At 61.0% G+C, this 15,083-nt stretch carries 7 protein-coding genes and 2 riboswitches; of the genes, 5 read left to right on the plus strand and 2 right to left on the minus strand.

The window, feature by feature from the left end:
• Positions 1 to 2 precede the first annotated feature (2 nt).
• Entirely contained in the window at positions 3 to 551 is a 549-nt protein-coding gene (locus AB5Z05_RS18905; protein ID WP_368152742.1) for a DUF2975 domain-containing protein, read from the minus strand.
• Positions 552 to 766: 215 nt separating this feature from the next.
• Between AB5Z05_RS18905 and AB5Z05_RS18910 the strand changes: the two genes are divergently transcribed.
• Together AB5Z05_RS18910 and AB5Z05_RS18915 are read left to right on the plus strand one after the other, a co-directional pair.
• Positions 767 to 4,222, plus strand: a complete 3,456-nt coding sequence (locus tag AB5Z05_RS18910; protein ID WP_368152744.1) for a NahK/ErcS family hybrid sensor histidine kinase/response regulator — start codon at positions 767 to 769, stop codon at positions 4,220 to 4,222.
• 234 nt (positions 4,223 to 4,456) lie between these two features.
• Positions 4,457 to 4,544: riboswitch (cyclic di-GMP riboswitch) on the plus strand.
• Positions 4,545 to 4,647: 103 nt separating this feature from the next.
• Positions 4,648 to 7,242 carry a glycosyl hydrolase family 18 protein gene (locus AB5Z05_RS18915; RefSeq protein WP_368152746.1) on the plus strand — a complete coding sequence of 865 codons (2,595 nt, stop codon included), beginning with the start codon at positions 4,648 to 4,650 and terminating at the stop codon, positions 7,240 to 7,242.
• Positions 7,243 to 7,369: 127 nt separating this feature from the next.
• Here the strand turns inward: AB5Z05_RS18915 and AB5Z05_RS18920 are convergent, their stop codons facing one another.
• The gene (locus AB5Z05_RS18920; protein WP_368152748.1) at positions 7,370 to 8,605 is read right to left on the minus strand and encodes a diguanylate cyclase; all 1,236 of its coding nucleotides are present in this window, start codon (positions 8,603 to 8,605) and stop codon (positions 7,370 to 7,372) included.
• Between the two features lie 315 nt (positions 8,606 to 8,920).
• Positions 8,921 to 9,008, plus strand: a riboswitch (cyclic di-GMP riboswitch).
• 99 nt (positions 9,009 to 9,107) lie between these two features.
• On the opposite strand from AB5Z05_RS18920, the gene AB5Z05_RS18925 reads away from it, so the two are divergent.
• From AB5Z05_RS18925 to AB5Z05_RS18935, 3 genes are all read left to right on the plus strand, one after another.
• Entirely contained in the window at positions 9,108 to 11,720 is a 2,613-nt protein-coding gene (locus AB5Z05_RS18925) for a glycosyl hydrolase family 18 protein (RefSeq protein ID WP_368152750.1), read from the plus strand.
• Positions 11,721 to 11,793: 73 nt separating this feature from the next.
• Entirely contained in the window at positions 11,794 to 14,775 is a 2,982-nt protein-coding gene (locus AB5Z05_RS18930; RefSeq protein WP_368152752.1) for a M66 family metalloprotease, read from the plus strand.
• Between the two features lie 79 nt (positions 14,776 to 14,854).
• The coding region (locus AB5Z05_RS18935; RefSeq protein WP_368152754.1) for a carbohydrate-binding protein at positions 14,855 to 15,083 on the plus strand (229 nt) is incomplete at its 3' end.

Below are 15,083 nucleotides of genomic sequence, written 5' to 3' on the forward strand. Positions count from 1 at the left end.
CCTCACACCGTCAGTTGCTGTTCATCGGCCAGCAGTTTGGCCTCGCGCATGACCAGTGCCAGCGCCAATACGATCAGTCCCGCCAGCAGTACCCGGAAATCTGAGGTACTCAGCGCTATGGTACCGAGTACTTCCGGGCCTCTCATGGTGAGCACCGTATCCAGCAAGGGGGTCAGGATCAATTCGACCAGGAAGGTTGTACAGAGCAGCAGTCCGATCTGCCGATAGCGGCGGATCTGCTCGAAGGTGAAGAGCAGACCGGCGCGGTAGCCACGAAACAGCTGGCGCAGTTGCCAGAGCATCATCATAAAGACCAGATCCGGCAACAGCTGCACCAGGGTGCCGAGCAGCCGGGTGGAGAAGTGAAGGGGATAGTCGGCAGGATTGATGCCGGGGCGGCTCAAGATGGTGTTGAGCTTCTCCTGCAGCAAATCGGCGCCACCGAAGGGGGTCCACGCCTCCAGCAAGGTGATCAAAGGGGTCGCCAGCAGTGCCAGCAGTAGCAGCCATTCGATCAGCATGCTCGAGCGTTCGAGTTTGTTGGAGATCATCTCATTCCTCACTGTGATGGTTTTATCTGAAAGGTAAAGTTTATCGTTTATCAATATTTACATCGGCAATGTTTATTGTTTTGCGATATACAGTCAAGATAAAACTTATTGAAAAACGATAATTTCAATCTGTCCGAAGGGGATGACTTTTGGCTGCAGCCTCTCTAGACTGGCGAGGCTGTATACAAAAACTCAACATGGACAAGGAGTTATCGATGCACCAGGGATGGCTGCTGATCGGATTGTCGCTCACCTATCTGGGGCTGCTGTTTCTGATCGCCTTCGTGGCAGACAAGCACAAACGGCACCGTCTCAAGGGGCAACCGCTGCTCTACAGCCTGTCGCTGGCGGTCTACTGCACCTCCTGGACCTTCTTCGGCACCGTGGGGCAGGCGAGTGAATCCCCCTGGTCGCCGGTGCCCATCTACCTTGGCCCCATGCTGGTCTTTCTGTTTGGCTGGCGGCTGCTGGCCCGCCTTATTCTGGTGGCCAAGCGCGAGCACATCACCTCCATCGCCGACTTTATCGCCGCCCGTTACGGCAAATCCCAGCGGCTCGCCATGGTGATCGCCCTCATCGCCATCATGGGGATCCTCCCCTATCTGGTGTTGCAGCTCAAAGCCATCGTCACCGGGCTGGATCTGCTGATGGTCAACAGCGGCGGCATCAGCCCGACCAGCAATACCAGCGAGTTGGCGCTCGGGGTCACTCTGCTGCTGGCGCTGTTCAGCATCCTGTTCGGTACCCGCCATCTCGATGCCACCGAGCACCACAGGGGGATGGTGGTGGCCATCGCCTTCGAGTCGGTGGTCAAGTTGCTGGCCTTTATCGCGGTGGGGGGCTTTGCCCTCTGGCTGATCCTGAGCAAACCGGGCGAGGCTCACGAGCAGGTGACCCGCGACTTCTTTGCGCAGGTGGTGGCGGTGAGCCCCGGCAACCTGCTGGAGCTTGCCATCTACACGGTGCTGGCGATGTGCGCTGTTATCTGCCTGCCGCGCCAGTTTCATGTGACTGTGGTGGAGAACAATCAGGGGCAGGATCTTCACTGGGCGCGCTGGATCTTCCCGTTCTACCTGTTCGTGATGGGGCTCTTTATCTGGCCGCTGGCGCTGGCGGGCAAGCAGTGGGTGGGTGCCGATATGGCCTCCGACACCTATGTGATCAGCCTGCCGATGGCACTCGGGTTCGATGGCATGGCGATGCTGGCGTTTCTCGGCGGTACCTCGGCGGCCACCGGCATGGTGATCGTCTGCACCATCGCACTGGCGATCATGGTGAGCAACGATCTGGTGCTGCCGGTGCTGCTGCGCCGCTTCTGGCGGCAGGGGCGCGACGAGCGGCTGGTGCGGCTGCTGTTGCAGGTGCGCCGTGGCGCCATCCTGCTGATCTTGCTGGCGGCCTGGGGGCTCTACCTATGGCTCGGCGATCTCACCAGCTTGTCGCGCATCGGTTACCTCTCCTTTGGCGCGGTGGCCCAGTTTGCGCCGGCCCTGCTGCTCGGCCTCTACTGGCGTCACGGCAATCGCAAGGGGGTCTATCTTGGGTTGAGCCTCGGGGTGAGCCTCTGGTTCGTCACCCTGCTGGTGGAGAGCGGGCTGTTGGCCGGTTCACCGCTGGCCGAGCTGCTGGCGCCGCCGGACTGGCCTGCGTTTCGCGAGCTGAGTCTCGGGGCTTGGTGCATCTTCCTGAGCCTGCTCTTCAACCTGCTCGGCTATGTGGCCGGTTCCCTGCTGTCGCGCCCTGCGGTGAGCGAGCGGCTGCAGGCGGCTAACTTTGTCGGCAAGCCGAGCCGCGATACCGCCGCCCTCTATCAGGCGCGGGTTTCGGTCAAGGAGCTGGAGATGCTGGCGGCCCGCTTTGTCGGCTCAAGCCGGGTCAAACGCGCCTTTGGTCGCTTCGCCGGTGAGCGCGGCGGCACCCTGGCGCCCCAGATGCAGGCTTCGGCCGAACTGATTGCCCACACCGAGCGGCTGCTGGCGGGGGTGTTTGGTACCTCGTCGGCACGGCTGGTGCTCGCCTCTGCCCTGCAGGGGCGCAACATGCAGCTCGAGGAGATAGCCACCATTGTCGATGAGGCTTCCGACGTGTTTCGCTTCAACCGCGGCCTGCTGCAGGGGGCGATCGAGCATATCGGGCAGGGGATCTCGGTGGTGGACAGGGAGCTTCGGCTGGTGGCCTGGAACCGCCGTTACATCGAGCTGTTCCACTATCCGCCGGGGCTTATTCAGGCAGGGCGCCCCATCGAGGAGATCATTCGCTACAACGCCCAGCAGGGGCTCTGTGGCCCCGGCGATATCGAGGATCACGTGGCGCGGCGCGTCGCCTTTATGAAACGCGGCAGCGCCCATATCTCGGCGCGGGAGCGCCCGGATGGGCGGGTGATCGAGATGCAGGGCAACCCCATGCCCGCCGGTGGTTTTGTTATGACCTTTACCGACATCACGCCGTTTCGCGATGCGGAGCGGGTGCTGCGCGAAGCGAACGAACATCTGGAGGCACGGGTGGCCGAGCGTACCCGTGAGCTCTCCGAACTCAACCGCCAGCTGCTGCTGGTGAACCAGCAGGTGGAGCGGGCCAATCAATCCAAGAGCCGTTTTCTGGCGGCGGTCAGCCATGATCTGACCCAGCCCCTTAATGCGGCCAAGCTGTTTACCTCCTCCCTGCTGGAGATGTTGCCCGATGCTGGCGAGCAGGCCCGCATTGCCCGCCATATCGATGATGCGCTGGGGGCGACCGAGGATCTCATCACCGATCTGCTCGATATCTCGCGGCTCGAAGCGGGCAAGTTCAAGGCCAAGAAGCTCGATTTTGCCCTGCGGGATCTGCTCGACAACCTCAAGGCGGAGTTTGGCGTGCTGGCCCAGGCGGGGGGGATCCACTTCTCGGTGGTGGAGAGCAAGCACGCGGTGCACAGCGATGTGCGGCTGCTGCGCCGGGTGCTGCAGAACTTCCTCACCAATGCGTTTCGCTACAACCCGGGCGGCCGGGTGCTGCTTGGTTGCCGCCGGATGGGGGATAAGATCCGCATCGAGGTATGGGACAACGGCCCCGGCATCCCGCAGGACAAGCAGGAGGCGATCTTCGACGAGTTCTCCCGTCTCGATCACTCCCGTACCGCCAAGGAGCAGGGGCTGGGTCTGGGGCTTGCCATCGCCCGTGGCATCTCGCAGGTGCTCGGTCATCAGCTCACATTGCAGAGCTGGCCGGGCAAGGGATCGGTCTTTGCGGTGACCCTCAATCTGGCGACCCGGCCGGTCACGGCCCATCAGCTGGCGGCGCCGGTGGTGCGTGACAGCCAGCTGGAAGGTGTAGCCGTGCTCTGCATCGACAACGAGCGGGACATTCTGACCGCCATGAGCACCCTGCTTGACCGTTGGGGCTGCGAGGTGCGCTGCGCCGTCGATCTGGCCGAAGCCGAGGTGCTGGTGACAGACGGGTTTGTGCCGCGTCTGGTGCTCTCTGACTACCACCTCGACGACGGCAAGACCGGGTTGGAGGCGCTCGCTGCCCTGCAACGGGTGTGTGGCGACGAGCTGGGGGGCATCATCATCAGTGCCGATCGCAAGAGCGAGTTGCAGGCGCAGATCCGCGAGCGGGGGTATGGCTACATCAGCAAACCGGTCAAACCGCTCAAATTGCGGGCCCTGATGAACAGCCTGCTGCTGCGCTAGCCGCATCCGGAGCGGCAAGCCGTGAACCGGCTCACAAAACCGCGCAATGATCCTGTGGCCCGTGGTCATGGATGAATGCCGAAAACAGAGATTTATTGGCGAAGATCTCTTCATCTTCCAGCGCAATCGCCGCCAGTTACAGTATTGGCTTGCCACTGTCGTTCAACGCCGACAGTGGCAGACCGGATTGGCTCACTCTATAGTCGGGATGCGATTTTTTGCATCGCAAATGAAGTAACCGAAGGGCAAACCGATCGCAAGGTCGGGACGCAAAGCTTCCGGTCCAGGGATGAGCCGTACTTGAGATAGCGGGGCCACCACAGGTTGTTGTGCACCTTTGCCAAGAGGCCGCACTGCCGTCTGCGTTACCTGTCAGGGCGTAGCCCTTTTCGTTGCCAACATAACGAAATAGGGAAATATAAAAAATGCTAAGTCCAAAGCCTACCATGCTGGCCCTTGCGGTCGGTCTGTGCTGCGCCTCGTCCGCTTATGCTGCGGCGCCCGGCAAGCCGACCATCGGATGGGGCCCCACCAAGTTTTCCATCGTTGAAGTCGATCAGGCGGCTACTGCCTACAACAATCTGGTCAAGGTAAAGGATGCCGCCGATGTGGAGGTGAACTGGAACCTCTGGAGCGGCGATCTGGGCCAGAGTGCCAAGGTGCTGCTCAATGGTCAGGAGGTGTGGTCCGGCCCCTCGGCCGCGGCGGGCAGCGCCAAATTCAAGGTGAAGAAAGGGGGGCGCTACCAGATGCAGGTGGCGCTGTGCAACGCCGATGGCTGTACCCTCTCTGATGCCAAGGAGATCGTGGTTGCCGATACCGACGGCAGTCATCTGGCGCCACTCAAGGCGCCGCTGCAGGAGAACAACAAGCCCTACGCCAACAAGTCCGGCAAGGTGGTGGGGACTTACTATGTGGAGTGGGGAGTCTATGGCCGCAAGTTTACGGTGGACAAGATCCCGGCCCAGAACCTGACCCATATCCTCTATGGCTTCACCCCCATCTGCGGCGGGGATGGCCTCAACGACAGCCTCAAGGAGATCGAAGGGAGCTTCCAGGCGCTGCAGCGGGCGTGTGCCGGTCGCGCCGACTTCAAGGTGGCGATGCACGATCCCTGGGCCGCCATCCAAATGCCGCAAGGCAACCTCACTGCCCATGACGAGCCCTACAAGGGCAACTTTGGCGCCCTGATGGCGCTCAAGCAGGCCTATCCGAACCTCAAGATCCTCCCCTCGGTCGGCGGTTGGACCCTCTCCGACCCCTTCTACTTCCTCGGTGACAAAACCAAGCGTGACGTGTTTGTCGGTTCGGTGAAAGAGTTCCTGCAGACCTGGAAGTTCTTCGACGGTGTGGATATCGACTGGGAGTATCCGGGCGGACAGGGTGCCAACCCGAAACTGGGTAGCCCGAGCGATGGTGCCACCTATGTGGCCCTGATGAAGGAGCTGCGGGCCATGCTCGACGAGCTGGAGGCCGAGACCGGTCGCCAGTATGAGCTCACCTCGGCCATCGGGGCGGGGGGCGACAAGATCCAGGATGTGGACTACAAGGCGGCCCAGCCCTACATGGACCACATCTTCATGATGACTTACGACTACAACGGTGCCTGGAGCAACACCGAACTGGGCCACCAGACCAACCTCTATCCGGCGAGCTGGGATCCCGCTACCAAGTACACCACCGACAAGGCGGTGAATCAGCTGCTGGCGCAGGGGGTTGAACCGGGCAAGCTGGTGGTCGGGGCCGCCATGTATGGCCGTGGCTGGACCGGGGTAAGCGGATATCAGGGCAACAACCCCTTCACCGGCAAGGCGACCGGCAAGGTGAAAGGCACCTGGGAGGACGGGGTGGTGGATTACCGCGACATCGTCAACAACCGGATGGGGGCGGGCTGGGAGAAGGGCTATGACGAAGTGGCCGAGGCGCCCTATCTGTTCAAGGCTGCGACAGGCGACCTCATCACCTATGACAACGAGCGCTCGGTCAAGGCCAAGGGGCAGTATGTGCTGGCCAACAAGCTCGGTGGCCTCTTCTCCTGGGAGATCGATGCCGACAACGGCGACATCCTCAACGCCATGCACGAGGGGTTGGGTCACGGCAGTGGCGTCACGCCACCGGCCAACAAGCCGCCGCTGGCCAACGCGGGCAGTGACCTCAAGGTGACCGGCCCGACCGAGGTGACGCTGGATGGGTCGGCCTCCCACGATCCGGAAAACAGCGCGCTCAGCTACAGCTGGAAGCAGATCTCCAGCCCGCAGGCTGCCCTGCTTGATGCCACTCAGGCCAAGGCCCGTGTTGTACTCGATGCCGTGTCCGCCGACATCAATCTGGTGTTCGAGCTGACCGTGACCGATGACCAGCAGTTGAGTGCCAAGGATCAGGTTGTTGTCACCAACAAGGCGCCGCAGGCCAATCTGGCGCCTGTGGTGAGTCTACCTGCTACGGCCTCTGTGGAGGCGGGCAAGCAGGTGACCATCAAGGCGACCGCCTCCGATCCGAACGGTGATCCGTTGACTTATCAGTGGAGTGTGCCGGCAGGCATCACCGCAACGGGTCAGAACAGCGCGACTCTGGTGGTCACCGGCCCGAGCGTCACCAGCGACACCGGCTATGACCTGAGCATCACTGTCTCCGACGGTGGGCTGGATGCCAGTGCGGCAATCCATCTGACGGTCAAACCGGCCAGCGGCGGCGGTGGTTGCACGGCGACCGATCCGGATGCGGCCAACTGGCCGGTCTGGAAAGTGGCAAGCACCTATAACAGCGGCGACAAGGTGAGCCACAACCAGCTGGTGTGGCAGGCCAAGTACTGGACCCAGGGCAACGAGCCGAGCCGCACCGCGGATCAGTGGCTGCTGGTGAGCAAGGTGCAACTGGGTTGGGATGCCAATGTGGCCTACAACGGTGGCGAGCTCACCACCCATAACGGCCGTCAGTGGAAGGCGCAGTACTGGACCAAGGGCAATGAGCCTGGCAAACACGACGTCTGGCAGGATGTGGGAGCCGCCAGCTGTAAATAAGCATTGAATGGTGGCGGGGCATGCCAGTCATGCCCCGTTTTTCCTCCCTGCTTCGCCACATTCTGGCGGGTCTGCCAACCGGTTTCCCCCAGCTTCTCTCGTGTCCCTGCAAAGTGCTCACTCCTGCCTAGTGATTAATGCTCTCCCCGATAGCTGGTATCTGTGCCGCACGCTGTTCTTTGTGGTGCCGCTGGTGTTGATACATGTCGGCATCGGCTCTGGCAAACGCAGCGGCAAAGTCGCCGCGATAGGGGGCCATCCCCATGCTGCACGAGATAGTGGGGGAGGCGCTGGCCAGCATGGCCGTCAGCCTGGCCATCGTCTGTTGCAGCTCGGTCGGTGTCAGAGTGGTGAGCAGCACAAACTCATCCCCGCCGAAGCGGGCGGCAATCCCCCCCTGACCAAAGTGCTGGCGTATCCCTGCAGCGATAAGGCGCAGGGCCTGATCACCGGCCAAATGGCCACAGCTGTCATTGAGCTGCTTGAGATTATCCATGTCGATCAGCAGCAGGATGCCTTCCGGCTGTGCTTGCAGAGCGAGTTCGAATTGCTGGCGATTGGCGAGCCCGGTCAGCTGGTCGGTATTGGCCAGCTGATAGATGCGGCGGGACTGCTGATAGATGGTGATGGCGTGGCGAATATCCCGCGCCAGGATCGCCATCAGGTGGCTGTCGTAGCGGGTAAAGGCATTACGTTTGCTGCTGTCCATATTGATCATGCCGTAGAGCTGACCATCGATATGGATCGGGGTCGCCAGCGTGGCCTGGATGGGCAGGTCGGTGCAGTTGACCAGCAGCTCTCTGTCCTGTTCGGACAGGGGCATGGTGGCATTTATCTTCGACAGGTCGTTGATCAGCAGTGTTTTGTTGCAGCGCCCCTGAGTCAGCTTGTACTGAAAGGCGTGCTCCAGCGGCAGATTGATCCGCCGCAGTTTCACCAGATCCATGCCGATGGCGGCTTCATACCTCAACATGCCTGTGCCCGGCAGCAGCTTGATCAGGCAGCCCATCTCGGCTCCCGGGATCAACATCACGGCTCGTCTGAGCAGATCCTCCAGAAAGGCCTCTTCGGTCTGGTATTGCGCCGAGTTGCGGGCCAGTTCGGCGGTGGTTTCGTTGATCTTGAGCGCCTCACTCAGATGCTGCCACTGGCGGTGCAGATGGTAGCGGTAGTGGCGATAGAGCCAGAAGGTGCAGATAAGGTAGCTCTGGACTAGCAAGGTGCTGGCAAGCGGCGCCCTTTGCCAGCCATTGAGGCTGTTGATAAGCCAGATCATCCCGGCAAGTGGCAAGGCATAAATCGTCAAACGAACAAATTTGTCGTATCTGGATAACCGGGTGCGTGAGGGCAGTTCGCTGGGCATGAAGACACCTGCTGGCCATGCAAAGCGGCGATTATAAATTCATTAGTTGCGATACAGATGGGTCTTTTGTCGCATATTGTTCTTACTCATTGATTTTTCTCAATTTGGTGTGATGCAGATCAAAAAAATGGTGTGAGGTATCTGGTTGGAGGTGATGAGATTAGGTCTGCATATCCGGTTGTTTTTTAAACATTAATTTCTTGAAAGTGGGTAATTGTCGGGGTTGGTAACCGGTGGGCTGGCAATGGTCCGATTTGCTTACTTATCAGAATTACCCTACAGTCAATCGGCGATTATTTATCGCCAGAAATAACGTTGTGACAAGGGCAAACCGATTGAAAAGTCGGGACGCAAAGCTTCCGGTCTAAGGGTCAAGACGACCTAGGATAGCGGGGCCACCACAGTAGAATGCAGGCTGCCTTTGCCAAGGGGTGGCCGTTTTTGTGTCACCTGTCGTGTTGCGTTGCCCTTTCGTTTTTCCAATAACGAAAAGGAAAGCAATATGCTAAGTCCAAAACCCGCACTGCTGGCCATGATGGTCGGCACCCTGCTCGCCTCCTCCGCCGCTTATGCGGCAGCTCCCGGCAAACCCGCTATCGGTTGGGGCCCCACCAAGTTTGCCATCGTCGAAATCAGCCAGTCCGCGACCGCTTATAACGAGCTGGTCAAGGTGAAGGATGGCGCCGATGTGACCGTCACCTGGAATCTCTGGAACGGCGATATCGGCCAGAGTGCCAAGGTGCTGCTGGATGGCAAGGAGGTGTGGTCCGGTCCCTCTTCCGCTGCGGGTACCGCCACCTTCAAGGTGCACAAGGGGGGCCGCTATCAGATGCAGGTCGCGCTATGCAACGGCGATGGCTGCACCCTGTCTGATGCCAAGGAGATCGTGGTCGCCGATACCGATGGCAGCCACCTTGCGCCGCTCAAGCCTGCCCTGCAGGAGAATAACAAACCCTATGTCAACAAGTCCGGCAAGGTGGTCGGTACCTACTATGTGGAGTGGGGGGTCTATGATCGCAACTTCACCGTGGACAAGCTGCCGGCCCAGAACCTGACCCATATCCTCTATGGCTTCACCCCGATCTGTGGCGGTGCTGGCCTCAACGACAGCCTCAAAGAGATTGCCGGCAGCTTCCAGGCGCTGCAACGTGCCTGTGCCGGGCGCAAGGATTTCCAGGTCGCCATTCACGATCCTTGGGCTGCGCTGCAAAAAGGGCAGGGGTCACTGGTCGCCTGGGATGAGCCCTACAAGGGCAACTTCGGCAATCTGATGGCTCTCAAGCAGGCTTATCCGGACCTGAAGATCCTCCCCTCCGTCGGTGGCTGGACCCTTTCCGACCCCTTCTTCTTCATGCATGACAAGGCCAAGCGTGACGTGTTCGTCGCCTCGGTCAAAGAGTTCCTGCAGACCTGGAAGTTCTTCGACGGTGTCGACATCGACTATGAGTTCCCGGGCGGCGACGGTGCCAACCCCAATCTGGGGGACAAGACCAAAGATGGGGAAACCTATGTGCTGATCATGAAGGATCTGCGCGCCATGCTCGACGAGCTGGAGGCCGAGACCGGTCGCACCTATCAGCTCACCTCCGCCATCGGGGCCGGTTACGACAAGATTGAGGATGTGGATTACAAGGCTGCCCAGCAGTACATGGACCACCTCTTCGTGATGAGCTACGACTACAACGGTGCCTGGAGCAACACCTCCCTGGGTCATCAGGCCAACCTCTATCAGGCCATCAACGGCTCGGCCAACAAGCGCTACAACACTGATGCAGCGGTACAGCAACTGCTGGCGCAAGGGGTCGACTCCGGGAAGCTGGTGATCGGTGCCGCCGCCTACGGTCGCGGCTGGAAAGGGGTGAGCGGATATCAGGGCAACGATCCCTTCACCGGCACCGCCACCGGCAAGATCAAGGGCACCTGGGAATATGGCGTGCTGGATTATCGCCACATCGTCAACAGCCATATGGGCGCAGGCTGGGAGTACAACTACGACGAGACTGCCGAAGCGGCCACCCTGTTCAAGCCCTCCACCGGCGAGCTGATCACCTATGACGACGAGCGCTCGGTCAAGGCGAAAGGCCAATACGTGCTGGCCAACAAGCTGGGCGGGCTCTTCTCCTGGGAGATCGATGCCGACAACGGTGACATCCTTAACGCCATGCATGAAGGTCTCGGTCACGGCGAAGGGGTCACTCCGCCCGCCAACAAGCCGCCGGTTGCTAATGCGGGCAGCGATGTGGCGGTGACCGGCCCGGCTACCCTGCTGCTGGATGGCTCAGCCTCCCACGATCCGGAAAAAGGCTCCCTTACCTACAGCTGGAAGCAGGTTTCCGGTCCGCAAGCCGTGCTGGGTGATACCACGCAGGCCAAGGTGCGGGTCGATGTGAATGCCGTCAGTGCCGATACCGCCCTGGTATTCGAGCTGACGGTGACCGATGACCATCAACTGACCGCCAGGGATCAGGTGGTGGTGACCAACAAGGCGCCGCAGCCCAACCTGCCGCCAGTGGTCACATTGCCCGCCAGCGTCAAGGTGGAAGAGGGCAAGCAAGTTACCATCACCGCCAAGGCATCCGACCCCAATGGCGACGAGCTGATCTATCAATGGCAAGTGCCTGCCGGTATCACGGCGACCGGCCAGAGCAGCGCCACCCTGGTGGTCACCGGCCCGGCGGTGGATACCGAAACCGCTTATGACCTCTCCGTGACCGTCTCCGATGGCGCACTCGATGCCAACGCGGCCACCCGTCTCACCGTCACGCCAGTCAACGAAGGTGGTGAGGGTGGCTCTTGCAGCACCACAGATCCGGAAGCGGCCAACGTTCCCGCATGGCAGGCCAGCAAGGTCTACAACGGCGGTGACAAGGTGAGCCATAACCAGCTGGTATGGCAGGCCAAGTACTGGACTCAGGGTAATGAGCCGAGCCGCGCCGCCGATCAGTGGGCGCTGGTGAGTCAGGTTGATCTGGGTTGGAACGCTGCCGTTGCCTACAACGGCGGGGATCTCACCAACCACAACGGCCGTCAGTGGAAGGCCAAGTGGTGGACTCAAGGCAATGAGCCGGGCAAGCACGATGTCTGGCTGGATATCGGGGCAGCAAGCTGTAACTGAGGCCTCCTCACCGATGACGGGGCATGGCGACATGCCCCTCATTCCCGGTAGCAATATGAACGAGAACCCGACAATGACCACAAATGTGACCCGAATCGCTGCCCTCATCATGGCAACCCTGGCGGCTGGCCCCCTGTCTGCCACCACCTCGCCCCTGATATTCAATGACACGACACCGCAAAGCGATCTGGCGGGTAGCCTGGCTGCCAGCGTGCAGTTTGCCCAGAGCCAGATCCTGCCTTCCCATCCCAAGGAGGGGGATCGCCAACCCATCCTGACCAGCCTGCGCAAGAGCCTGCTGCTGGTGAAACCGCTCCAGGCCGACGGGGTGACCCCGATGACGGTGGAGGCCCGTGACGGCAGCGGCACACTGCTTGGCACCCTGACCTTGTCGCCGCCATCGGCGCTGCCAGAGACGGTCTACCACCTCGCGGGGGCTCCAGAAGGGGGAGTGAGTTTCATCCCTGAGAGCGGCACCACTGCCGTCATCAGCAGCAGTGCTGATCTGGCCAAACTGAGCGACAAGAGCGGCGCCTTCCTCAAGGATCGGCTGACCGGGCGCGCGCTGGTGGAGATCCAGACCGCCGACGGCCGCTGGGTTCGGGATATCTACCTGCCCGTGAGCCCGGAGCTGGAGGGGAAGATGGTGCGGATCCGCTCCAGCGCCGGTTATAACTCGACGGCCTTCTATGGCGAGCGACAGGTGACCGTCTCCCGTGGCCAGACCCTGCAGTTCAAGTTTGCCAATGGGCAGTGGTTCCGCGAGGGGGAGCTGGAGAACAACCGCATCACCTATGCAGCGGATACCTGGAGCGGCGAGCTGCCTGCCGAGTGGATCCAGCCCGGACTGAACCTCTCCGTTCGGCAGGGCAATCTCAGTGGTGAACTGCGTGACATCAAGGTCGGCGCCCCCGGCGAGCTGCTGCTGCACACCATCGACATCGGCATGCTCACCACGCCGCGGGATCGCTTTGCCTTTGCCAATGACAAGGAGGCCCATCGCGAATACTTCCAGACCATTCCGGCCAGCCGGTTGATTGTCAGTCAGTATGCACCGCTCTCCCTGCCTGAGGTGATGCTGCCCAACGGCACATTGCTGACTGATTTTGACCCGAGCGAGGGGGGGTGGCATGGCGGCACCATGCGCCAGCGCATCGGCAAGGAGCTTATCTCCCACGGTATCGACAATGCCAATTACGGCATCAACAGTAGTGCCGGTGAAGGGGAGGGAAGCCATCCCTTTGTGGTGGCCCAGCTGACGGCGCACAACAGTCGCGGCAAGTATGCCAATGGAGTTCAGGTGCACGGTGGTTCCGGTGGCGGTGGCATCGTCACGCTGGATGATTCGCTGGGCAACGAGTTCAGCCACGAGGTGGGCCACAACTTCGGCCTTGGCCACTATGTGGATGGTTTCCGCGGCTCGGTTCACCGCAGTGCCGATCAGCTCAACTCCAGCTGGGGCTGGGACAGTGACAAACACCGTTTCATCCCCAACTTCTCGCCGACCCGCACCAATGAGGATGCCTGTCTGGATGGCCAGTGCCAGCCACCGTTCGATGGCCGCAAGTTTGGCCACGATGCGATGGCGGGCGGCCGCCCTCTCTCCGGCGCCAACCGTTTCACCCTCTATACCCCCAATTCGGCCGCCATCATCCAGCGTTTTCTGGAGAGCAAGGCGGTGTTCGATGCCAACTCGGCCACCGGCTTTAGCAAGTGGAACAGTGCGACGGCCAGGATGGAGTCCTATCAGCACACAATCGAGGGGATCGAGAAGGTCGATGCCCCCATGGATGCCCTGAGCGAGGCAGGACTGAGTGCCCTGCTGGCGGATTACGACTTGGTCAGGGTCGCCATGTGGGATGGTCGCTGGACCCGTGATATCCGGGTACCGATTGCCTCTGCGGACAACCGTGGGCGCAGTCTGACCATCGATCACGGGGCCGGTTACAACAGTCGCCTCTTTATCAACGGCAAGGAAATTGTGGTGAACCGGGGCTTCAAGAAGAGCTTCACCTCGGATGGCCAGAGCTGGGTGGAGGTCTCCCCCATCGATACCAAGGTTGCGCGCAAGCCCGAGCAGTTCGGCGTGCCGGTGACCACTTTGGTGGGCTATTACGATCCGCAAGGAGCCCTGCGCAGCTACATCTATCCGGCACTGCACGGCGCCTATGGCTTCACCTACCCGGATGACAGCAGCACCCTGTCCGGCAATGACTGCCAGTTGCAGGTGGAGACCCGCGATGGTCTGCAGCGCTTCAGGCTGGCCAATCACAGAGCGGCCAGTAGCGTCATGAACAAGTTCCACATCAACCTGCCTACCGCCAGCGAGCCCGGCCGCGCCACCATCCAGTGCCGTGGTCAGACACTGGTACAGCAGAGCTTGCTGCCACCGCAGCAGGCGCTCTCCTTTACCGTCAACGGGCGGCCGCTGGAGCAGGGCGTGGTTGAGAACCAGCCTCCGGTGGTGACCGTGCCGGCGCAGCTTGGCGGCATCGGCGGTGAGTGGCTGACCATCACTGCCGAGGCGAGCGATCCCGAGGGCGATGCGCTCAGCTACCGTTGGCACTTCCCCGCGGGCTGGCAGGCGGAGGGCGAGACCAGTGCCAACCTGCGTCTGTTACTGCCGGTTGTCACCACCAGCGAGCAGCATGAGCTGAGTGTGAGCGTCTCGGACGGGGTACATCAGAGCGAAGGGCGCGTCGTGCTGACGCTGGCCCCCGTGGTCGACGGCTCTTGCAACACCACAGATCCGGAAGCGGCCAACGTTCCCGCATGGCAGGCCAGCAAGGTCTATAACGGCGGTGACAAGGTGAGCCATAACCAGCTGGTATGGCGTGCCAAGTACTGGACTCAGGGTAATGAGCCGAGCCGCGCCGCCGATCAGTGGGCGCTGATGAGTCAGGTTGATCTGGGCTGGAACGCAGCCGTTGCCTACAACGGCGGGGATCTCACCAACCACAACGGCCGTCAGTGGAAGGCCAAGTGGTGGACTCAAGGCAATGAGCCTGGCAAGCACGGCGTCTGGCTGGATGTCGGGGCGGCAAGCTGCCCCTAGGTTGAGTCCATGATGAAGATGGCGGAGCCTGTTCAGGCGGGCTCTGCCTTTTGCCACAAAACCATAGAGAGCAAGAATAATGAAAAAAAACCGCATCACCCTTCTGCTTGCCGGCATGATGCTGAGCGGCCACCTGTGGGCGGCCGAGGCATACGACATCAACAAATCCTATCCGGGCGGCAGCCAGGTCAATTACAACGGCCAGGTTTTTGAGGCCAAGTGGTGGGTCAACCCGGGTCAGACTCCCGGTATGGCGGCCGCCAATGAGTGGGATACCCCGTGGAAGCTTGTCGGCGGATTGGGCTTGT

It is taken from the genome of Aeromonas sp. R2-4, assembly GCF_040908365.1.
GTDB lineage: Bacteria > Pseudomonadota > Gammaproteobacteria > Enterobacterales > Aeromonadaceae > Aeromonas > Aeromonas veronii.

Coding starts and splice junctions, on each gene's coding strand:
- AB5Z05_RS18915 (WP_368152746.1), top strand. CDS start 4,648: ATGCTAAGTCCAAAGCCTACCATGCTGGCCCTTGCGGTCGGTCTGTGC.
- AB5Z05_RS18920 (WP_368152748.1), bottom strand. CDS start 8,605: ATGCCCAGCGAACTGCCCTCACGCACCCGGTTATCCAGATACGACAAA.
- AB5Z05_RS18910 (WP_368152744.1), top strand. CDS start 767: ATGCACCAGGGATGGCTGCTGATCGGATTGTCGCTCACCTATCTGGGG.
- AB5Z05_RS18925 (WP_368152750.1), top strand. CDS start 9,108: ATGCTAAGTCCAAAACCCGCACTGCTGGCCATGATGGTCGGCACCCTG.
- AB5Z05_RS18930 (WP_368152752.1), top strand. CDS start 11,794: ATGACCACAAATGTGACCCGAATCGCTGCCCTCATCATGGCAACCCTG.
- AB5Z05_RS18905 (WP_368152742.1), bottom strand. CDS start 551: ATGATCTCCAACAAACTCGAACGCTCGAGCATGCTGATCGAATGGCTG.